This window comes from Candidatus Liberimonas magnetica (genome assembly GCA_020523885.1).
Lineage (GTDB): Bacteria > Elusimicrobiota > Endomicrobiia > Endomicrobiales > JAFGIL01 > Liberimonas > Liberimonas magnetica.
The window spans coordinates 32,508-53,459 of the sequence record JAJAPY010000002.1; the positions used below are offsets into that span (position 1 = coordinate 32,508).

Genomic DNA, 20,952 nt, shown 5'->3' on the forward strand with positions numbered 1-20,952 from the left:
ACCTGGAGTTTCTATACGCTAAACGCTATCCGCTGTACGCTAATAAAATTATGGAAACTATAAACAAATTTATCATTAAGGCTCGGCTTTATATTTTTGCATCGGCTTTTCTGCATAACCTGCTCTTATGGCTTATGTCGTCGTATCTATTGCTTATATTTTGGGCTCTGCTTGACTATTTTGTTACTTTTCAGCCCGGTTACAGAAAAACTTATTTTTTTGTAGTGTTTGCGGGCATTTTAGTTTTTATATTTGAATTCATCCTGTCCAATAAAAAATACCTGAATGACTACAGCCTGATACTTTATATCCAGAAAGAGATACCTGAGCTAAAGGATGAACTCATAAATGCCTGGCAGTTGTTTTATTCCAGGCCGCAGGGTGTTTCAACTGAGCTGATATCAAAACTTGTGGAAGACGTTGAAAAAGATATAAAAAATATATCTCCGCTTAAGGCGGCACGTCTTAAGAGCAATCTCTTTAAGCCTTTCAGGTATCTTTTAATTACTCTATTTTTAACAGCCTTTTTGTTCTTAATCCCCCCGTATATTTTAAGGACCCCTGTAAAAAGGATTCTAAGTTCAATGTCAACAAATAAGTGGCAGACCTGGTTCGACGCAGCGCCAGGAACTAAAAGCTATCCCCACGGAAGCGCAGTAAAAATAACTGTGACAGGCAAGCAATCCATAAATAGCAAACCTTTTTTTTATGTGCGTTCAAAGGGTGCCAGCTGGCAGAGGCCGGAACCGGAGAAAAGCGGTGTGAAGAACGAATACTTCTACCAGATAGAAAAGCTTACGGGTGTGCTGGAATATTTTATTTCCTGGGCGGATATCGATACCGAGGTTTTTTCCCTTACTCCTGTCATGACACCTCAGCTGGGTGAATTTAACATAACGCTCAAATACCCTGAGTATACCGGACTGCCCGTGTTTGAGATAAAAGGCAATCCCAATATATCAGCACTTAGAGGGACTGTTGTGGATCTTAATGCAAAAACCAGTAAAAGGCTGAAAAAAGCGGCATTGATACTTGACGGTAAGAGGTATCCTGTTAATATGGAAAAGGACCGGATATTTGCCAGGTTTAAAGTAAGCAAGGAATGCTCTTATAGTTTTTTCCTAGAAGCGGAAGACAGTTCTATTGACCCTGAACCGCCTCAATATTTTGTAGCCACAACCGAAGACCGGCAGCCGAGAGTTGAACTGGTATCTCCGAATACCGACCTTGTTATAGCGGATAATTCGGAAATACCGCTGATATTCAATGCAAGCGATGATTTCCTGGTGTCAAAGATAACCCTTAATTATAAAATAGATAAGGCTGAGGGATCCCGGGTCGAGATAAATAAAAATGAAGCAAAAACATTCCAGGACACGTACGAGTACCGGTGGGCGGTATCTGCCCTGAACCTGAAACCTTCACAGAAGGTCTATTACTACCTTGAGGTTTGGGATAATGATACTGTGACCGGCCCGAAATCAGGGGTGTCTCAGGCGTACAGCCTTGAAATAACCAATTATGTGAAAGAGCATGAAAATATCGAAGCTTCCCTGAAAGAATTCAAAAATGAACTGCTCAAAATTTTGGCTGACCAGACCGTGGCAAAAGACAAAACTGAATCCTTAAGCACAAAATATTCGACTTCAACCTATAATTCGGTCACTAACCTGCAAAAAGCGGTCAGGGACAATATGCAAGTGCCGCTTACCATGCTTGAGAAACTTTTGTCCAGGATGGAAACTGACCCGTACACGGATTCTTCCACCTACAGCGAATATAAGGGGCTTAAAAGCCACCTTGAAAGTATAAAAGACAACCCCATGGCCAAGGCGATAAGTGCCGTTGAAAAAAAAGACTGGAAAGAGACAAAAACGAACCAGGATGAAATAATAGCGGGCCTTGAGAAATTGAGCCTTCTGGCTGAAGACGTATGGCAGTACCAGAAAATGCGCGACCTGGTAGATGCCGGAGCCCAGATGGATAAGGCAGGCCAGGAGCTTATAGATAAATTGTCAAACCCGGCAAAACCCGAAGATATAAAAAATTCATTAGATAATATCCGCGAACTTCTTGAAAAGATAGCAAAACAGCTCACAAAACTGCCTAAAGAACTGCCTGAAGATTTTGTAAATGCGCCTGCTATAAAGAATATCGACCTTAAGTCCAGCCAGGACCTGCTTACCGAGCTTTCGGATGCCATAGCTAAAGGCGACTGGGAAAAAGCAAGGTCCCTGGCAAAGGAATTAAAGGAGCAGTTGTCGTCGATGCTGAAGAATCTCAATGATGTGGGCAAAGATATAGGTTTTTCTTCGAGCATGGCAGAGCAAATGAACAACAGGCTTGAAAAATACAGCTCAAAACTTAAGGGTGTCATTGAAGACCAGAAAGGTTTAAATAAAAAGATCGAGAGTATGGACGGAATAAGGCAGAAGAGCCTTTTCAAGAAACAGGAGGACCTGCTAAAAGCTCTGGCTGCAAGGCAGAGAGCGGTTGTTGTAAGGTCAGAAAAGGTATCGCAAAAGGCGAAACAGTATTTGTGGAAATTCGATGAAACGTTAAACCTTATGAAAAAAACATCGGCTGAATTTGACCAGAGCAGGGTTTATCATTCGCAAAAATATCTGGAGAATATAGTAATTGACCTGGTAAGTTTAAAAAGGGTAACCGCGCCTGATGCAGCTTTGCCAGCCAATACCGAATTTTGCGGCGATATAACGTTCATAACAAATGAAGAGCAGGATATTCTTGAGATCCTTAAAAGATCGGTCCAGGAGGATATATTCTCCCAGCAGGACAAGGAGAAATTAAAGAGCCTAAGTGATGAAGAGGGAAAAATATCGGATAAAACAAAAGACCTGAGGCATTCTCTGGAAGAATTTTCAAGGAACAGCTCATCCATAGACCCTCAGACGTACGAAAACATGTACGGAGCCCAGAAACAGATGGAAAAAGCAGGCGGGGAACTGAGCGCCCTTGACACCTCTAATGCCATTGATTCGGGTTACAAGGCCCTCGAATACCTCGAGACCAGCCAGAACGCTCTGGAGTCAAGCAGGGAAAACCTTTTAAAACAGGGAAAGAGCGCCGGCCGGCCCGTCTCAAGCCCGATACAGATTCGCACTAAAGGCGGGATGACGGGTTGGTACAGCGTGCCGGTCAAACTGCCGGGTATCGACGAATATAAGCCTCCCAGGGAATTCAGGCAGGAGATAATAGACGCTTTAAAAGAAAAATATCCTTTACAGTATGAAAAAATAATAAAGGAATATTACAGAAGGCTGACACAATGAACGCAAAGATAATTTTTATTTTTATACCTCTGTTTTTTGCCCTGTGTTTTTTAGAGGCGTCTGTAATAAAGGAAACAGAAGAACTCGGCCAGCTGCTTGAAGCAGGCAGGTTCGAGGCAGCAGCTGTAAAGATCGAAAATATCAGGGAGCCTTACGAAAAATATTTCTGGAAAAGCAGGCTGTCTTTTTACACCGGCAAATACAGGGATGCTTATGCCGAGATAGAATCAGCTCTTGGCTATACAGAAGCCCCGAAATGGTGGGAACAGCTCAAGAATTACTATTATTTTGTTTCAGAGATAACGAACGATTTTCAGGATTTTAAGAGCGAGCATTTCCGTTTGAGGGCAAAGGGCCAGGATATAATTTTAGCTTCTTATGCCCTTGATGCCCTTGAAAAAGCGTATACCGAGATAGGAAGGGAATTGAACTGCTATCCCGGGAGCAAGGTCTTAGTTGAGATATATGGGAATAAACGCGATTTTTCCTTAGCGTCGACTCTGAGCGAGGATATCCTTGACAAGACCGGGACGGTCGGGATTTGTAAATTCAACAGGCTCATGATATTGTCGCCGCAGATAACTCCCCTGGGATACAGCTGGCTTGATACGCTTGCGCATGAGTACACTCACATGCTGGCAAACTCGAAAAGCTGCACGAAGTGCCCTTTATGGCTGAATGAAGGAATAGCCAGGTTTTACGAGACAAGATGGAGGGCCAAAGAACCCGAATACCTTTCAGCGTCAGCAGAGCAAAAGCTGAAAGAGGCAAAAGATAAGGACCTATTCATCCCGTTTGCCCGCATGTCTCCTTCCCTTGTTTACCTTAAGAGCCAGGATGAGATCCTCCTTGCTTTTGCCGAGGTTTCAAGCGCCGTTGATTTTATGAGGAAGGAATACGGTGATGATGTGGTTGAAAAACTGCTCACAAACCTTGACCTGTCGGGCGAAAAAGAAGCATTTAAAAAAACGTTCGGGGTTTCGCTGAAGCAATTTGAAAAAAAATGTTTTGCTTACATTAAAAGCAGGCAATACCGTGAAAACCCGGGCGTTATCATAGATGAAGTGAACATGAAAAAGACGGCAGAGGATGAATTTGTAGGAACGAATGCAAGGGGCTATATCCGCCTCGGCGATAAGATGAGAGAAATAGAAAGGTTTGATGCAGCTTTGATACAGTATAACAAAGCGCTTGAACTTGAACCGGCAAACCCTGTCATACTTTTAAAGATAGCAAAGGCATTCTTAAAGCTCGGCCAGAAGGATGATGCCCGGGAAAAGCTGAAACTTGCGATAGAAAAAAATCCGCATTATGTAACCCCTTATCAGGTCCTTGGCCAGCTGTATTTCGAGAACGGTGATATCGATAACTGCATAGAAGTCTCTAATAAAGCCATAGGGATAAACCCCTTTTACCCTTTGACCCATAAGTACCTTTACAAGTGTTATATGGCAAAAAATGATATGCCTAACGCATACAGGGAAATTAAAACGGCTCTTATCCTGGACCCGTCAGATGCCGAAACAAAGGTGATAGCCGACAGGTTGAAATAATAATAAATTTGTGCTAATATTAGACAACAATTTCGAAATTCGAAATCCGAAAAAATATTAAATAACCAAAACAGCAAAAATAAAATTTAAAACGTGAAATTAATATTTTTGGAATTTAGATATTTGATATTGTAGTTTTTTTCAAGATTCGAAATTGTAGTTTCGGAATTGCTCTGGAGTATTTTATGTCTTTGTCTAAACTAGAAGAAGTCAAATGCCCCTGCGGCGAAGTATTCGAAGCTGAACTCTGGAATTCTATAGAAGTAGCCAAGGACCCTGACCTGAAAGAACAGCTTTTAGGCGGGGAGATAAATATCGTCTGCTGCCCGGAGTGCCACCAGATATTTTACGCCGAACATTTTATCCTTTACCTGGATACCCAAAACGAGATAATCGCCTTTGTTTACCCTTTGAGCTTTTCAAAGCGAAGGGACTACTGGAAATCTAAAATGGAAAAGGATTTTGAAAAAGTGATGGATCAATTCGTCCCGGAAGACAGGCTTGATTATAAACCGGAGCTCCTGTTCGGGCTTGATTCCCTTGTCAATCTGATACACGAAAATGACCAGGCTTCAGATGAAGCTGCCGTATTATTCTATTCGGCTGAAAGTTTAGGCCTTTCGTTGATAGAACTGCGCCCGTGCCTGGCGCGGTTAAACGGCATGCCTAGAACTATCCCTTTATTAAAATCCAAGAATGATGATATTAGAAGCGAGGCCCTTCAGGGGCTGGCACGCCTTTTGAAACACAACGACCGGCTTACCTGCTATAAAAAATTTTATGACCAGATCCAGAGTGACCCTAACTGGGCATTAAAAAAAGAATTGATAAAACCAAAGAAAAAAAATAAATAGAAAAAGCCCTGTTTTAGAAACCCTGCCTCAAGTCAAAAAATGCATATTTTATCGTTCAAACTTACGCTCGGAATCATATTGCTTACAACAAACCAGGTATTCGGATGGCTGGGCATGTTGTGCAGCGTTTATCTCGCAAAAAAAACACGTAAGAATATTTTCTACAGTATAGGCTTATTGATCTATGCCTTGTCCTGGGGCATGCTCGCCCTTGGAGTTGTCCTGGCAGGGCCTGAAGGCATATTATTTTTAAAGCACATATTTGCAGAATACGGCTGGCAGGCGGTAGCGGTCCTTTTGTTAGTAGCCTGTTTCTGCGGTTATTTCTGGGAACAGGAGATACGGGAGTTTGAGCTGATAAAAAAATTGACCTCAAAAAAAGACGAGAAAATAATATGAGGGTAATGAACCTTTCAAGAATAGAAAGCGGGAAACTAAAACAGATCAGCCGTTATGCGGATAAATTGAACAAGCATGCTTATTTGGTAGGCGGAGCTTTAAGGGATATTTTGCTTAAAAAGAAAGTTCTTGACCTGGATATCGTAATAGAAGGTGATGCGCAAGGGCTGATAAATGAACTTTCTAAAGCATGGAAAGCCAAAACAATAGTTTACCCGGAATTCGGCACTTACATTTTGAAATATAAAAAAGGGCGGCACATAGATTTTGCGACCGCAAGAAAAGAATCCTATCCAAAACCCGGAAGCCTCCCGAAAGTAACGTTCAGTAATTTAAAAGACGACCTTTACAGGCGGGATTTTACCATAAATGCCATGGCTCTGGCCCTTTCGGGTACTTGTAAAGGACGGATAATAGATTATTACGGGGGGCAAAAAGACCTTGAAAATAGAACGTTAAGGGTTTTGCATAAAGAAAGTTTCAAAGACGATGCAACCAGGCTATTTAGGCTTGCCCGTTTTATGGGGCGCGGGTATAGACCTGAAAAAAACACATTAAAACTCGTAAAGAGGGCCGTTAAATACCTTAAGGCTATCGCTCCGGAGCGTTTAAGAGAAGAATTGCTGGCTATTTTAAAAGAAAAAAAACCGTTCAAAATACTGTCTTTTCTTAAAAATTGGGGAGTACTCCGTTTTATTATTCCGGAAGCCCGGGTTAACAGGGCCTTAGAAAAGCTGGATAAGGTACCTGGCTTAGCAAACCGTTTTAGCATTATCTTTTCCGGCCTGTCCAAAGAAGAAAGGTCCTCTGCCATGCTGAACTTAAGGCTTCAAAGAAGTTTGAAAAATGAGATTGAAAGATTAAGCCAGACTTCAAAAGAAAGACAGCTTATTTCAGGAAAAGACCTGATCAAAATGGGCTATAAACCCGGTCCGATATTCAAAGAGATACTTAATAATACCTCAAAACAGGATTTTGTTTCCCGTCAAAAAGCCCTTCAATTTGTAATTGACAATTATCCCGGAAAAAAATAATAAAAAATATAGAATAACCTGCGTGTAATTGACAATTATCCTCAAAAAAGATAAAATCAGCGAAACACTAATAACAGTGTTTCGCTGATTAAGGTGATTGACTACATGATTGCAGTGATTAATTATTGTTGAATTATCACTGTAATCGTGGTTTTAAATCGCTGTAATCGTGACCGTTGTCCCGCAAAGCGGGATTCAACGGTCTTAATTGATAATTCTAGGGGTTTTATGGTTTTTTTAATACAGCTTCCGATACTCTTGTTTTCAATAATAGTACATGAGTATGCACATGGATGGATGGCAGAAAGGTTTGGCGATGATACAGCCCGGGTTATGGGCCGCCTGACATTTAATCCGATACCGCACATAGATCTTTTCGGAACGATACTTTTGCCGGCTCTTGCGCTCATGACCGGAGCACCGGTTTTTGGCTGGGCAAAGCCGGTACCGGTAAACCCTTACCGTTTAAACAACCCTGACAAAGACATGATATGGGTCTCTTTAGCCGGGCCGCTTTCGAATTTAGGGCTTGCTGTAATAGCGGCTTTTATGATGTGGGCTATAAGGACTTTCCAATTCATGCCGCATTTTTTTTCAGTATCTGTTTATGAACTCCTGAGATTAGTCCTGGTAATAAATGTCTTACTTCCGGTATTTAACCTGGTCCCGATACCTCCTTTAGACGGAAGCAAAGTGCTTATGGGTCTGCTGCCGTCAAATCTTGCTTATAGATATGCAGAAATCGAAAATTACGGTTTTTTTATCATAATAATCCTTCTTTCAAGCGGTATATTCTGGCGTTTCCTGGGCCCGATCATAAATTTCTTGATAGTCAGCCTTGGCGGCTCAAGTTACTACAACTAAAATCAAAATGAAAAATGCAAAGTGCAAAATTGCGGTATCCCGCTAAGCGGGATGATTAAATCAGTTCGCTAAAGCGAACACATTATCTTTAATTTTTTAAATTTTATATTTAATCTAATTTATGGGGAATTATGACTAAAACTAAAAAAAGAATATTATCGGGCATGCGGCCTTCGGGCCAGCTTCATTTAGGACACCTCTTCGGAGCTCTGGACAATTGGGTAAAACTTCAGGATGAGTATGAATGCTATTACATGGTAGCTGACTGGCATGCCTTGACAACAGACTATGCAGATACCTCGAATATAAAGGAAAACACAAGGGAAATGGTCATAGACTGGCTTACCGTGGGCATCGACCCTGCCAAAAGCATAATATTCAGGCAATCTGAAGTGTCAGAACACTCAGAACTCTTTTTACTTCTTTCAATGATTACTCCTCTTGGCTGGCTTTTTCGCTGCCCTACATACAAAGAGCAGTTAAAAGAGGTTGCCAACAAAGACCTGCATAATTTCGGGTTCCTTGGCTACCCTGTATTGCAGGCAGCTGATATCATGATATATAAGGCAAATGCAGTGCCGGTTGGCGAAGACCAGCTGCCTCACGTTGAGTTGACGCGGGAGATAGCCAGGCGTTTTAACGGTTTTTATGGTAATGTTTTAGTTGAACCTGCAGCGCTGCTTACGAAATCTGCCAGAGTGCCGGGTATAGATGCAAGAAAAATGTCAAAATCTTACGGCAATGCAATAACCCTGGCAGAAGAACCTGAATCAGTCAAGGCTAAAGTAAAACAGATGTTTACAGATCCGAAGAAAATCCGTGCAAATGACCCGGGCCATCCGGAAGGCTGCGTTGTTTTTGCATTCCAGGAACTTTACAGCCCTGATTTCAAAAACATAACGGAGGATTGCAGACTTGGAAAGATAGGGTGTGTTTCATGTAAAGCTAAAGTCAGTGAGCTTCTTAACAAAGCATTGGAGCCTATGAGGGAAAAAAGAAATAAAATAAGCCAGGATAAAAAAATAGTAGATGAAGTGCTCCTGGAAGGCCAGAAAAAAGCAAAAGAAACGGCTGCAAAGACCATGGAAGAAGTAAGAACAGCCATTAAAATCTAATTTCGAATAGGCAATCTCGAAATCCGAAAGAATATAAAATAGGCAAAAAGAAAAATATTGAATTTATTTGTTGTTTGAATATTTGATATTGCAGTTTTTTTCGAGATTCGGATTTGGTTATTCGAAATTGTAGTTTCGAAAGGAAATTATGCCGTACGACATTCATCTTGAAATCTTCGAAGGCCCGCTTGACCTCTTATTGTACCTTATCAAAAAGAACGATATGGATATAGCAGAGATCCCTATCTCTCAGATAACTCATGAATACATTGAGTACCTGGATATAATGAAGGACCTGAACCTTGATATTGCGGGCGAATTCCTTGTTATGGCATCTACCTTAATGCAGATAAAGGCAAGGATGCTGCTTCCTTCAGAGGCGGTGCAGGAAGAAGAAGGCCCGAACCCTCTTGAGGAACTGAAATCAAAACTTATGGAGTACCAGAAATATAAAGAAGTCGCAAAAAGGCTCAGTAAAAGAGAAGAATATTTTTCGGAACTTTTTTACCGCTCGGCGCCGGTTTTCGATAAGAACGATTATGTCCTTGACGTGTCTTTGTTCGACCTGTTGAACGGTTTCAGGAATGTTTTAAGAGAACTCCCTAAAGACGTAAAAGAGATAGTTTATGAAGAGATACCTATCGAGCAGAGGATCAGGGAGATCCTTGATATGTTCGAAGGGAAACAATACCTGTCTTTTGAAGAGATACTGAAACTTGAAAAAACGAAGGTGGGGCTTATCTTAAGTTTTTTAGCGATATTGGAACTCATCCGTTTACGGCAGATCATAGTAAAACAGGTTGAACTGTTCGGCCCCATACGGGTCTATAAGGTAAAGGAAGAGGAAGAAGTAAAACAGGAGAACCTCCAGAATCAGGTTTCAGCCGATGAGCCTCAGCAGGAACTTAATCTAAAAGAACAGGAAAAAAAGGAATGACCATGGAACCAAATCAGGTAAGGGATATCATAGAAGCTTTGATATTTATTTCGGATAATCCGGTAAGTTTGTCACAGCTGAAGGAAGTCCTGGGTAAAGAAGCCCAGGGCCACGACCTTGAACAGCTGGTAAGGGATATAGGCGAATCATATAACCAGAGAAAAAGCCCGGTTGAACTGCGGTTCATCGCCGGCGGCTGGCAGCTTGCGACTAAAAAGGAATATTCTCCCTGGATAAGAAAACTTTATAAAGACAGGACTACCTTGAAATTATCCAACTCCGCGCTTGAAACCCTTTCAATAGTAGCCTATAAGCAGCCTCTAACACGTTCGGAGGTCGAGGAAATAAGAGGCGTAGAGGCAACAGGTGTGCTTGAGACACTGCTTGAAAGAAGGCTTATAAAGATCGTAGGCCGAAAAGAAACAGTCGGGCGCCCTATACTTTACGGAACAACCCAGGAGTTCTTGCGGCATTTTGGCTTAAGCCATTTGAGCGAACTGCCTTCTTTGGAAGAGCTGACCCCTCCTGAAGAAGCCGCAGCAGACAGTGGTTCGGAAGGGGTAGAATCAGAGGTTTCCGATGAACCGGCTCAAGCTGCCGATGAAACCTCCAGTGAAACTACAGGTGAAGAAAATATTGCTGAAGATGAACCAAAAGAATAGAAATGATATCGATCTCTACTGCATATAATATCAATAAGCACGGTTCCTGGCCTGGTGTTTTATCCGGGATAAAAAGATTAGGTTTTCACGATGTTGAATTAAACGTAGAAGTACCTTCTTCCTGGATACAAAGCATTGAAAGTTCCGTAAAAAATAATGAAGTAAATATTTCAAGCATTCATAATTATTGTCCGAAGCTTGAAGGCCTTCCTGCGGGAAAGTCGATATTTTTTGCGTATTCTCTGGCATCACCGGACAAGGAAGAAAGGAACACGGCAGTCAGGCTGACTTCTGAAACCATAGAACTTGCAAAAAGGCTGAATGCTAAAGCTGTCGTCATCCATGCGGGCGAAGTTCTTACGCAGCCGAGCGGCTCAGAGCTTTTTAAATATGCGGTAAAATTCGGGAAGAATGCGAAATTGTTCACTAAATACAAAGAAAGCATATTAAAAGAGCGCAAAGAAAAGTCAAAATATTATCTGGACAATCTCAAAAAAAGTATAAACACTTTGATAGAAAATTCTAAAGGCAGTAAAGTCGCTTTCGGGCTTGAAACACGGATATATTATCATGAGATACCGGTAATAGAGGAGTTTGAAATTCTTTTTAAAGAGTTCTCCGGAGCTCCCCTTTATTACTGGCACGATACAGGCCATGCAGAAGTAAATGTCCGCCTTGGTTTCGTAAAAGAACACGAAGATTACCTTAAAGCTTTTAAGGATAAACTTCTGGGGGTACACCTTCATGACCTGCACGGGCTTTTTGACCACTATGCGCCTGGAAGCGGAGATTTTGATTTTAAAAGGCTGCTGCCTTATTTGAATAAAAACACAATAAAAGTAATCGAGGCGCATTCGCAGTCAACTTTAAAGCAAGTAAAAGATAGCCTTAATTATTTTAAGAAAATCGGCTTATAATACATAAAGCGTATAGCGGATAGCGTTTAGCGTATAGGAAGGTCAAAGACTTTGAAGTTCTATCCGCTCTACGCTATCCGCTAAACGCTATAAATATTTTGGAGGTTTTAAATGTCAGAATTCAGGCGTGATCCGATAATAGGAAGATGGGTTATAATTTCAACGGACAGGAGCAGGCGGCCTTCTGACTTCAAGAAAGAAGTGTCTGATAACCTTAATAAACCATGCCCTTTTTGCGTGGGCAATGAAGGGATGACACCGCGTGCTATAATTACATATAAGAATTTGCTCGCTGCCAAGAAAACAGGAGACTGGAGCTTAAGGGTGGTGGCTAACAAATATCCTGCCTTGGCGATAGAAGGTTCTTTGAACAGAAAAGGGGAAGGCATGTACGATAAGATGAACGGCATCGGCGCCCATGAGGTAATTATCGAGACACCTGACCACAATAAAGAGATCCCTGATATGGCGGATAAAAATGTTCAGGATATTTTTTGGGCGGCAAAAGACAGGATAACAGACCTTAAAAGGGACCAGAGGTTCGAATATATACTTGTCTTAAAGAACAGGGGCTCGGCTGCAGGCGCGACCCTGGCTCATCCGCATTCACAGCTTATAGCCACTCCTATAGTTCCGAAACGGGTAAAGGAAGAGATAAGCGGGGCAAAAAGTTATTTCGAACAAAAGGAGAGATGCGTTTTCTGCGATATAGTCACAGAAGAGATGTCATCTATAAAAAGAATAGTGGCCGAGAATGAGGATTTTCTTGCTTTTTGCCCGTATGCTTCGCGTTCTCCTTTTGAAACCTGGGTTATACCCAAAGCTCATTTCTCTCATTTTGAGTATATCAACGAGAACCAGGTCGTGTCGCTTGGATCCATCATGAAAGGTTTGCTTAAGAAAATGGACAATGTCCTTGATACACCGCCGTACAACTATATAATCCATAATTCGCCTTTGAAGGACGCAGAATTGCCTCATTACCACTGGCATATCGAAATAATGCCGAAACTTGTTCAGGTCGCGGGGTTCGAATGGGGTTCGGGGTTCTACATAAACCCTACTCCTCCGGAAGAAGCTGCGAAATTCTTAAGAGAAAGCGAATAAATAAACCAGTTCGGAGTTCAGAGTTCGTAGTTAGGAGTAAAGGCAAAACAGTAACGGAAGTTCGTATAATTCTATGAAACAGTATTTTAGGCTAAAAATTGTCGTCAAGAGATTATATATATTGAACCTCCCTGCAGTAAGCTGCGGGGAATTGTCAAGTAAAAACTAATTTTCAGGATTTTGGATATTACGTTTTCATTATAGGAGGGTTTAAAATGATTAGAAAGGTGATAACCTGGGCGCTTTGTTTAAATATGGGGAGTCTTTGTTTCGGCGGGGTGGGAATTGAGGTTAACTCAACGCAATGGGATGCGGGAAGCGGCGGAGCAGTTACCCGTACAAGCCCGCAGATTACAGTAACCAACATCGGAGATGAGCCTGCGAAAGTCCAGATAAGAGCGGCAAATACATCAAGCTGGACGCTTGGCGCGGCTCCCGGCCTCAACACGTTTGCCATGCAGTTTGGCACGGGCCAGAACTGGACATCAATTTCGACAAGCAACCTGAATCTGGTTTCGAGCCTTGCTCCTTCAACTGCACATAACTTCAATTTCAGGTTTCAGTCTCCATCTTCGATTAATCCGATAATAACTAATACCCAAAGTTCAGTTGTAACCCTTTCGGTTATGGCTGTGCCTGTTGTGACAACGCCCTGGGCAAAAGCTTATGGAACTATAATCCCACAATCTCAGACAATAATTGATATCCGACAAACTAATGACGGTGGTTCTATCTTTGCTGCAGACTACAATAGCCAACTTCTGGTTTGTAAATTAAATTCGGAAGGATTAATAATTTGGCAGAAGTTATATACAAATATGTATGACGGGACATACCCTAATTGTATTCAACAAACAAATGATGGAGGCTACGTTTTAACAGGTCAAACAAATACGAATTTAAATGAAAAAATATCTTTTATCTTAAAAATAAATTCAAATGGTAATATATTATGGCAAAAAGGATTTATTGAGGGTTTTACATCGATTCAACAGACTAATGATGGCGGATATATAGTTGCAGGTTCTAATTCTGATGGTTCCAGAGTAATAAAATTGTATTCCAACGGAGCCTTAGAATGGCAAAAATCATTTTTGGAAACATTTCTTAATACAATCCAGCAGACAGATGATGCCGGGTATATAACAGCAGGATCAAGTAACGGAGAAATTCATAACGCCCAAGTCTTAAAGCTAAATTCCACTGGAAGCATAGAATGGCAGAAAACATATGGTCTTTATAGCCAACAAATGCCATCAATACAAAAAACAACAAACGGGGGATATATTCTAACTAGAAATTCGACAGATGTGTTGAATCTAAATTCTGATGGCACCATAATTTGGGGAAAAACATACAGATCATGTTATTCAATCACGCAAACAGATGATGGAGGATATATTTTATCTGGAGAAGACAACAGTATTACCCATCCTCTGATAACAAAAATAGATTCTGATGGTAATATAATATGGCAAAAATTATACAACCCAACCGGTGCCTTAAATTTAATTAGAAAAACAAATGATGGAGGTTATATAGCAGCCGGTTATACAGATTTCATTGGTGAAGAAGATTATAGCAGCATATTATTAATCAAACTAAATGATAGTGGGGCTTGCCCTCCAATTGATCAGGAAGTAACATTTAATTCTACCAACATTAATGTGACTCCTATTGACAGTGCGGTAAATGTAATTATCCCAAGCAATACACTCTTTGACTTAATTTCAACACCAGTTGATTCTAATATAGGAATGCGGCATATAGCTCCATAAAATTGTGTATAAATGAAAACTGACAACAAATTATTCCTTATTAATAAAGATGTCTTGCTATTGTTTTTGGTAAGTTTCTTATGTCTATATTTTGAAACACTATTTATAAGATGGTTACCAACCCAGCTTCCTTTAATAGCTTTTTTCAGAAGTGTAGTGCTATTGGCATGTTTTTTAGGGATTAGTGTTGGCTGTCTAATTAACATTAAATATGGGTATGGTTTTCAAAAGAGCATTTTAGCATTTATTTTATTGATATTTATTGCAACGTTTGCTTTAGTGATATCAAAAGAAAGTATCGGAAAAATGGGCTTTGTAACTCCGAATGAAAGCTATGAAAAGATTAATTTTTCAGTTGAATCACATGGAAAAACAGGCGGAGGTATTTATGTTATATGCTGCACTTTTACCTTGGTAGCTGTATTGTTTTTACCGTTGGGTTGTGCATTTGCAGACATATTTAAGAGTTTTGAGCCGTTAAAAGGGTATAGTATAAATATTGTTGGAAATCTTGTTGGGGTTCTGCTATTTACATTATTGTCATTTTTACATTCGCCGCCTTATATATGGTTCTTGGTAGGACTTACTCTGTGTTTAATATTTCTACATAAAATAAAATGGATTATTGGTTGTATTTTAGTGATTTCCGTTTTGTTGGTTCAGGTTTATGTTTCAGATAGAAGTTATTTGTGGTCACCCTATCAAAAAATAGCTTTTGATACAATCTTATCTAAAGATAAGAGATTTTTAGCTAAAAAGATTTTTGTAAATAATGAATATCATCAGACTATAATTGACATTGACAAAGACTACCTGGATAGATTATCTAGTAATAAGAGTAAGATATTTACCTATTTTATAATGCCTTACCAGTATTTAAAACCGGAGAATGTTTTGATAATAGCTGCAGGCGCAGGAAACGAGGCAGCGGCAGCACTAAAATACGGAGTTAAGGATATTGATGCGGTTGAAATTGATCCTATAATAATTACGTTAGGCAAAAGAGACCACCCGCAAAAACCATATCAAAACAAATTTGTAAATGTAATTAATGATGATGCGAGAGCATATCTCGCAAGGTCAAATAAAAAGTATGATTTAATAGTGCAAAACCAGTTAGACTCGCATTCACAGTATGCCATGTCTGCGAACCTGAGACTTGACAGCTATCTTTATACATTGGAGTCCTTCAAAAGCATTAAAGACCATTTAACTGAAAATGGTGTATATGCTATTACGTTTAGCCGTGAACATTGGTATATGGCATGGTCAAAAGAACGTTTTATTAGAATGATAGAAACTGTATTTGGACATAATGTATTGGGTAGCACTTCACTTTTTGAAGGAGAGTTTATTTTAATAAAAAACGGAAAGACTACGAACTCAAAAACTTTAGCAAAAAATACCGGAATACCGCTTGCGACAGATGACTGGCCGCAGTTTTATCTGAAAGAGAAGAGGATACCAATGACATATTTGGCAATAATGGGTTTTATGCTCTTATTTTCTGTTTTATTATTGTTGATAACTGTTCCGGGTGCGGTAAAGAAACTTGAGTATCATTTTTTCTTTTTAGGCGCCGGCTTTTTGCTTCTTGAAATAAAGAACATTTCTCAGTTCGCGCTTTTGTTCGGGAATACATGGATTATTAACTCCATTGTACTTTCAGCGGTACTTGTGGCTATACTTTTTTCTAATTATTATGTCACCAAAAATGAACAATTGAATGTTTATGTATGGTATCTATTGTTATTTAGTTCGTTATTGTTAAATTACCTTGTGCCTCATACGGGAATGCTTAAATATAACGTTTTTGCAAGAATATTGTTTGCCATGGTTATCATTGGGTTGCCTGTTTATTTTGCTGGTGTGATATTTGCGTCTTCTTTCGCTAAGACAGCAGACAGCGCGTTATCTCTTGGCTCAAATATTTTGGGCTGTATAGTGGGCGGGATGGGGGAGTATATATCAATGTATTCCGGTATAAGGAATTTAACGTTTGTAATAATGTTTTTTTATTTATTGTCTTTTTTGCCAATATTAAGAATGAAAGTTTTAAGAACATTATAATTGCCCGAAAGTTATTCGATGCGTTTATGAAAAAAGATTTAGTCTTGTTCAAGCAGGGAAGTGACAGATGATTGCAAAGGGGTTGGTTCTGATTTATGTATCATTGCTATTGGTGTTGAATGCAGGCTATTTGTTTTCTTCCGGGTTTTTGGTTGAGCCGTCCGTGATAAAAGCAAAATGGGTTATGCCGGGCAGAAGCTTTGAAGTGATAGGCTCAAGCGTATCTAAAAGTTTTTTGGAAGTTAAAAATACTGGTATTATGGAAAGTAGGTTCAAGATTGAACTGGTAAGCTGCAAAAGTTACGGAGTGGAGCCAAGTTCGGGTTATCAGGATATTGAAGAAGATGCATTGATAAAGTGGTTTCATATTAAGAATATTGAGCTTACGGTTGAGCCAAAAAGTAGCGGATATTTCAATAGTTTTTACATTAATATTCCAAAGAAAAAAGAGTTTTACGGAAAACGCTTTCAAACACTGATAAAAGTAACTCAGCCGCCAGACAGGGGCGGCAATATGGCGCTGGAAGTTATTATTCCACTGTACATCGAAACAGGTAAAATGCAATGATAAAAACCGTTGGCAGGGCTATTATGTCCATACTGATGCCGGTTGTTTTGTTTGCCGCTGAACAGGCAGATATAATGGTGAACTTTACTCCTGATTATCCTTCATCCGGCGGCAGCCAGGAAGTTTTTATTGCCGTAAACTTCACACCCGATTATCAGCCGCCGGCCCCTGCGGATGCGTCAATCACAGTCAGCTTTACGCCCAGCTATCAGGAAGTTGTGGAAAGCTCGGACACTTTTGTATCTATAAGCTACTCAAGCGCAACGTTAAACGGCGAGCCAGTTTCGTTAAGCATTGTTGTGGAATCAACCACAACATCGCGTGCAACAGTAGCCCTTGCACAGTCCGAAGGCAGCGGACTTCTATTGGCTTCTTCGCTTTACGACATTGGGCCAGACAGCGCGGTGTTTTCTCCCGCGTCAAATCTGGTGTTCAGGTATAACGAACCTCTGCCGGAAGGCACGACCGAGCAGGATTTGTACGTTTACAGGTGGGACGAGCCTTCTACCGGGTGGCTGCAGCTTACGCAAGGTTTGGTAAGGAATACAAACGAAAACTGGATAAGCGTAGAAGTTGCCGAACTTTGTCTTTTTGCGGTTTTTGCACCTAATCCAGACATCACCCCACCCTTGATTTCATTTGTCTATCCATCACCTGATGATAAGGGTGTACAAACAATTTACAATAAAGTAATCCCTGTAAAGTTTTCAGCAGACGACCAGTCAGCTGGCAAATGGTCGCTTGAATACCGTTTAAGCGGTTCAACGGAGAGCTGGGTTCAAGTAACATCAGGAACCATCGTTCAGGGAGGGGGGGGCTTTGACCTCAGAAATCGACGCAACCGGGCTTTATATTGATTTCTATGATATAAAGCTTCAAGGCACAGATAATGTTGGAAACTCGGCGAGCGCAACGGTTTGCGTGTACTCGGGCGAACCGGAAAAGCTCGACTCATGGGCTTTGTACGAAAATAAAAAGCTCAATAAAAAGGTGTTTGAGCCCGCGTACATTGCGCGAGATTTAAACGGTAATACTTACGTTACGGAAAACCATTTCTCAAGAATTATCAAGTTCAATAGTGCAGGCGAAGTGGTAAGCATTTTCGGAGGCCCTGTGCCAAACGGGTACAAGGGTGACCGAAAAATCTGGCGAGGCAACTGGAGAGGCAGGGTTCCGCTTTTGAGCCCTGAAGGGATAACCGTGGATTTAAACGGAAACATCTATGTTGCAGATTCCTCTCTCAACAGAATAATCAAGCTTGACCCGAACGGTGAGGTGTTGATGCAGATAGGATCTTGTAGAGAAAGTTCGGAGTACAGAGTTCGCGGCTTGAAAAGCCATAAAGAGAAAACTTTCAACCATCCAACCGGAGTGGCGTTAGATGCCGGAAACAATATCTGGGTGGCTGACAGGTTAAACAACAGGATACAAAAGTTTACAGCAGACGGAGTTTTAATAGATTCCGCAACCATAAACACTGAAATTTCTGACAAAGAACATAAGCATTGGAACGATCATTGGGGATGGTGGAGTTTAAGAAAGTATGAAAGGCCTGGTTCAATATTCATTGATAACACAGATAGTTTGTATGTTGCAGACCAGATGAATTCAAGGGTACTTAAGTATGATGTGGATGGCTCGTTTTCAATGGCAGTTGTGCTTTCAACTTCCGCAAAAACCCGAGCAATCCCGGATGCTATCTTTGTTGATGAAAAAGGCCGCATTTATAATAAGTGCACAGGCAGAGAACAAGGTGTACCGGTTTGATAAAAACGGTGTAATGTGCCTGGTTTTGCCCGGTACAGATATGCTAAAATGCAGGAATAAGAAAAAAAATAGCTCAGGATTGTTTAGCTGCCCTGGCGGGTTATTACTCGATGAAAGTGGGCTGCTGTTCGTTGCGGATAGAAATAACGGTGAAGTAAAAGTTTTCTGTTTGCCCGGCGATGCAATAACGGCCAGCGCGGCGCCTCGTAAAATATTCGAACTCGAGCAATTGGCGCCCGGCGCTCAGGATTTTAAGTTAAGGCAGGTTTACTGCTATCCTAATCCATACAGGTCAAACAGCGGCGCGCCGGGACAGTTTATATGCGCCGAGGTCGGCATCGCTGATTCCTTAGAGATAAAGATATTTAACATCGCAGGAGAACTCGTACAAGCCGGGACAATTTCAGGTGGAGATTATCAGGTAAGCGGCGGAGAATACTCTTATGAGTTTCCTGTAAATGTCAAAGGGCTTGCAAGCGGGATTTATCTTTATAGAGTTCGCGTGGTAAAAGCAGGATATCCTGCTTTTACTGTAATAGAAAAACTGGCGATAATCCGGTAGGCTGGCCATATAAAGAAAAGTTTGATAATTAAAGATGTTTTTAAGCAGTAATGCCAAAATGACAATGTCCTAATGTGCCAGAATAGGAATGTCCTAAAAAGACATGATATAACAACCAGTTTTAAGGATGTTAATATGGCGTGAAAGGATATTATCATCAGGAGCAAAAAAGAAATAAAAAAGACTGCTACAGTCCAAGGAAAAGCAAAAATGAAGATAGGAATACTTACTAATGAATATCCTCCGTATGTTTATGGCGGTGCCGGAGTCCATGTAGAATATTTAACGAATGAATTAGTTAAGCTGGACGGCGGAAAACATTCCGTAAAAGTGTTTTGTTTCGGGGATCAAAGGTTAAATAAGAAAAACTTGTCTGTAAAAGGCGTTAATGCCGGATATAATTTCCATACAAAAGACCCAAGGCATGTTAAATTCCTGGATACGATACAAAAAGATATAGTAATGTCCGGCGAACTTGAAGGCATAGATATTGTCCATTGCCATACGTGGTATACACATTTTGCCGGGCTTTTGACAAAACAATTGATGCAGATACCGCTTGTATTAACTACCCACTCTTTAGAACCCCGGCGGCCGTGGAAAGCCGAACAGCTGGGCTCTGCCTACCAGGCGAGTTCCTGGATAGAAAAAACAGCGTATAAAAATGCCGACGGTGTGATAGCTATATCGGAATCAATGAAGGAAGATGCCCATAACCTTTATGGGGTAGAGTTAAATAAAATAAGGTTGATACATAACGGCATAGACACGAACGAGTTCCGTCCTGTTTTAGACAAAGAAATCCTCGGCGAATACGGCATAGACAAAAAACTCCCATATATTTTGTTTGTGGGGCGTATAACACGGCAGAAGGGCATCATACATCTGGTAAATGCTATAAAGCATATAAAACCAGTCTGCCAGATAGTCCTTTGCGCAGGTGCCCCGGATACGAAAGAGATCGGCCTGGAGATGAAACTAAATATAGAAAAAGCAAAGAGAGTTTCAAAAAACAGGATCATCTGGATATCCGAAATGCTTCCAAGAAAAGACCTAATAGCTGTATATTCCGGCGCCTCGGTATTCATATGCCCTTCGGTATATGAACCGTTCGGAATAATAAACCTTGAGGCAATGGCCTGCAAAATTCCCGTAGTGGCTACAAAAGTCGGGGGTATCCCTGAGGTCGTAGTTCACGGTAAAACAGGGATATTGGTACCGATAACTCAGAAGAGCTCAACAGAGGTTGAGCCTCGAGATAAAGAAAAGTTCGCATATGATATTGCAAAGGCAGTAAATTCCCTGCTTGCTTCTCCCAAGAACCTCAAAGAAATGGGTTTAAAAGCACGCCGGAGAGTTATAGAGCATTTCAGCTGGGCAAGCATTGCAGAGAAAACGATAGATTTCTATAAAGATGTCATTAAAGACAGCGTATAGCGTTTAGCGTAGAGCGGATAGGTTTAAGTCTTTGA

The 20,952-nt window shown here is 40.8% G+C and carries 18 protein-coding genes; all 18 read left to right on the forward strand.

Annotated elements, in window-relative coordinates; translation table 11 throughout:
* Positions 1-50: 50 nt before the first annotated feature.
* The 18 genes from LHV68_01600 to glgA all read left to right on the forward strand — a co-directional run bounded on the left by LHV68_01600 (position 51) and on the right by glgA (position 20,917).
* Positions 51-3,293 carry a DUF4175 family protein gene (locus tag LHV68_01600; GenBank protein ID MCB4790557.1) on the forward strand — a complete coding sequence of 1,081 codons (3,243 nt, stop codon included), beginning with the start codon at positions 51-53 and terminating at the stop codon, positions 3,291-3,293.
* Positions 3,290-4,846, forward strand: coding sequence for a tetratricopeptide repeat protein (locus LHV68_01605; protein ID MCB4790558.1), 1,557 nt, complete (start codon positions 3,290-3,292; stop codon positions 4,844-4,846). Before LHV68_01600 ends, LHV68_01605 begins: the two co-directional genes overlap by 4 nt.
* Before the next feature lie 185 nt (positions 4,847-5,031).
* On the forward strand, positions 5,032-5,700 hold the full coding sequence (locus tag LHV68_01610; GenBank protein ID MCB4790559.1) for a CpXC domain-containing protein: 669 nt from the start codon (positions 5,032-5,034) through the stop codon (positions 5,698-5,700).
* A 39-nt stretch (positions 5,701-5,739) separates the two neighbouring features.
* Positions 5,740-6,099, forward strand: coding sequence for a hypothetical protein (locus LHV68_01615; GenBank protein MCB4790560.1), 360 nt, complete (start codon positions 5,740-5,742; stop codon positions 6,097-6,099).
* Positions 6,096-7,133 (forward strand): CCA tRNA nucleotidyltransferase, encoded by a 1,038-nt coding sequence (locus LHV68_01620; GenBank protein ID MCB4790561.1) that lies wholly within the window; start codon positions 6,096-6,098, stop codon positions 7,131-7,133. The genes LHV68_01615 and LHV68_01620 overlap by 4 nt, the downstream gene beginning before the upstream one ends.
* 228 nt (positions 7,134-7,361) lie before the next feature.
* Positions 7,362-7,997 carry a site-2 protease family protein gene (locus LHV68_01625; GenBank protein ID MCB4790562.1) on the forward strand — a complete coding sequence of 212 codons (636 nt, stop codon included), beginning with the start codon at positions 7,362-7,364 and terminating at the stop codon, positions 7,995-7,997.
* A 131-nt stretch (positions 7,998-8,128) separates the two neighbouring features.
* Positions 8,129-9,112 carry a tryptophan--tRNA ligase gene (trpS, locus tag LHV68_01630; protein MCB4790563.1) on the forward strand — a complete coding sequence of 328 codons (984 nt, stop codon included), beginning with the start codon at positions 8,129-8,131 and terminating at the stop codon, positions 9,110-9,112.
* Positions 9,113-9,260: 148 nt separating this feature from the next.
* Positions 9,261-10,049, forward strand: coding sequence for a segregation/condensation protein A (locus LHV68_01635; protein MCB4790564.1), 789 nt, complete (start codon positions 9,261-9,263; stop codon positions 10,047-10,049).
* A gap of 2 nt (positions 10,050-10,051) precedes the next feature.
* Positions 10,052-10,711 carry an SMC-Scp complex subunit ScpB gene (scpB, locus tag LHV68_01640; protein ID MCB4790565.1) on the forward strand — a complete coding sequence of 220 codons (660 nt, stop codon included), beginning with the start codon at positions 10,052-10,054 and terminating at the stop codon, positions 10,709-10,711.
* A 2-nt stretch (positions 10,712-10,713) separates the two neighbouring features.
* Entirely contained in the window at positions 10,714-11,628 is a 915-nt protein-coding gene (locus tag LHV68_01645) for a sugar phosphate isomerase/epimerase (GenBank protein ID MCB4790566.1), read from the forward strand.
* 111 nt (positions 11,629-11,739) lie between these two features.
* Positions 11,740-12,735 carry a galactose-1-phosphate uridylyltransferase gene (gene galT / locus LHV68_01650; protein ID MCB4790567.1) on the forward strand — a complete coding sequence of 332 codons (996 nt, stop codon included), beginning with the start codon at positions 11,740-11,742 and terminating at the stop codon, positions 12,733-12,735.
* 215 nt (positions 12,736-12,950) lie between these two features.
* Entirely contained in the window at positions 12,951-14,513 is a 1,563-nt protein-coding gene (locus tag LHV68_01655; GenBank protein ID MCB4790568.1) for a hypothetical protein, read from the forward strand.
* Positions 14,514-14,819: 306 nt separating this feature from the next.
* Complete coding sequence (locus tag LHV68_01660) at positions 14,820-16,583, forward strand: hypothetical protein (GenBank protein MCB4790569.1); 1,764 nt, start codon at positions 14,820-14,822, stop codon at positions 16,581-16,583.
* 67 nt (positions 16,584-16,650) lie between these two features.
* Positions 16,651-17,151: a hypothetical protein gene (locus LHV68_01665; GenBank protein MCB4790570.1), complete on the forward strand. Its 501-nt coding sequence runs from the start codon at positions 16,651-16,653 to the stop codon at positions 17,149-17,151.
* Positions 17,148-18,008, forward strand: coding sequence for a hypothetical protein (locus LHV68_01670; protein MCB4790571.1), 861 nt, complete (start codon positions 17,148-17,150; stop codon positions 18,006-18,008). Before LHV68_01665 ends, LHV68_01670 begins: the two co-directional genes overlap by 4 nt.
* Positions 17,971-18,918, forward strand: coding sequence for an NHL repeat-containing protein (locus tag LHV68_01675; protein ID MCB4790572.1), 948 nt, complete (start codon positions 17,971-17,973; stop codon positions 18,916-18,918). Before LHV68_01670 ends, LHV68_01675 begins: the two co-directional genes overlap by 38 nt.
* On the forward strand, positions 18,860-19,480 hold the full coding sequence (locus LHV68_01680) for a hypothetical protein (GenBank protein MCB4790573.1): 621 nt from the start codon (positions 18,860-18,862) through the stop codon (positions 19,478-19,480). Before LHV68_01675 ends, LHV68_01680 begins: the two co-directional genes overlap by 59 nt.
* A gap of 210 nt (positions 19,481-19,690) precedes the next feature.
* Positions 19,691-20,917 (forward strand): glycogen synthase, encoded by a 1,227-nt coding sequence (gene glgA, locus LHV68_01685; protein ID MCB4790574.1) that lies wholly within the window; start codon positions 19,691-19,693, stop codon positions 20,915-20,917.
* Positions 20,918-20,952: the final 35 nt, after the last annotated feature.

Coding starts and splice junctions, on each gene's coding strand:
- LHV68_01655 (MCB4790568.1), top strand. CDS start 12,951: ATGATTAGAAAGGTGATAACCTGGGCGCTTTGTTTAAATATGGGGAGT.
- LHV68_01665 (MCB4790570.1), top strand. CDS start 16,651: ATGATTGCAAAGGGGTTGGTTCTGATTTATGTATCATTGCTATTGGTG.
- LHV68_01610 (MCB4790559.1), top strand. CDS start 5,032: ATGTCTTTGTCTAAACTAGAAGAAGTCAAATGCCCCTGCGGCGAAGTA.
- LHV68_01620 (MCB4790561.1), top strand. CDS start 6,096: ATGAGGGTAATGAACCTTTCAAGAATAGAAAGCGGGAAACTAAAACAG.
- LHV68_01645 (MCB4790566.1), top strand. CDS start 10,714: ATGATATCGATCTCTACTGCATATAATATCAATAAGCACGGTTCCTGG.
- glgA (MCB4790574.1), top strand. CDS start 19,691: ATGAAGATAGGAATACTTACTAATGAATATCCTCCGTATGTTTATGGC.
- LHV68_01635 (MCB4790564.1), top strand. CDS start 9,261: ATGCCGTACGACATTCATCTTGAAATCTTCGAAGGCCCGCTTGACCTC.
- LHV68_01680 (MCB4790573.1), top strand. CDS start 18,860: ATGAAAAAGGCCGCATTTATAATAAGTGCACAGGCAGAGAACAAGGTG.
- LHV68_01660 (MCB4790569.1), top strand. CDS start 14,820: ATGGGCTTTGTAACTCCGAATGAAAGCTATGAAAAGATTAATTTTTCA.
- LHV68_01615 (MCB4790560.1), top strand. CDS start 5,740: ATGCATATTTTATCGTTCAAACTTACGCTCGGAATCATATTGCTTACA.
- trpS (MCB4790563.1), top strand. CDS start 8,129: ATGACTAAAACTAAAAAAAGAATATTATCGGGCATGCGGCCTTCGGGC.
- LHV68_01670 (MCB4790571.1), top strand. CDS start 17,148: ATGATAAAAACCGTTGGCAGGGCTATTATGTCCATACTGATGCCGGTT.
- galT (MCB4790567.1), top strand. CDS start 11,740: ATGTCAGAATTCAGGCGTGATCCGATAATAGGAAGATGGGTTATAATT.
- scpB (MCB4790565.1), top strand. CDS start 10,052: ATGGAACCAAATCAGGTAAGGGATATCATAGAAGCTTTGATATTTATT.
- LHV68_01600 (MCB4790557.1), top strand. CDS start 51: ATGGAAACTATAAACAAATTTATCATTAAGGCTCGGCTTTATATTTTT.
- LHV68_01625 (MCB4790562.1), top strand. CDS start 7,362: ATGGTTTTTTTAATACAGCTTCCGATACTCTTGTTTTCAATAATAGTA.
- LHV68_01605 (MCB4790558.1), top strand. CDS start 3,290: ATGAACGCAAAGATAATTTTTATTTTTATACCTCTGTTTTTTGCCCTG.